Below are 340 nucleotides of genomic sequence, written 5' to 3' on the forward strand. Positions count from 1 at the left end.
GAGCCAGCCGTCGAAGGTGGGGTAGATGATTGGGGTGAAGTCGTAACAAGGTAGCCGTATCGGAAGGTGCGGCTGGATCACCTCCTTTCTATGGAGAATCGTTTCCTGAAACGGAAACATTCAAATCTAAAATCAGGTTTTAGGCCTGTTACTCACTCGTTGTTCAGTTTTGAGAGTCCAATCTCTCAAAACTTGTTCCTTGAAAACTAGATAAACGAAACAATTTTGCGATTTTAGAAATATCCTTTAAGCTGAACTTGTGTTAAACAAGTGAAGATTAATAGATTGCTTAGCGAAATTTTTGAATGATGAACGACTTTTGGCGAATGCCAACCGGAGT

General features: G+C 40.9%; 1 rRNA gene. It reads left to right on the forward strand.

Going from position 1 to position 340, the window contains the following annotated elements:
• Positions 1-88, forward strand: a 16S ribosomal RNA gene (locus KJS58_RS25120); the annotation flags it as partial.
• Positions 89-340 lie beyond the last annotated feature (252 nt).

Origin of the sequence: Paenibacillus sp. J45TS6 (genome assembly GCF_018403285.1) — a bacterium.
GTDB lineage: Bacteria > Bacillota > Bacilli > Paenibacillales > Paenibacillaceae > Paenibacillus.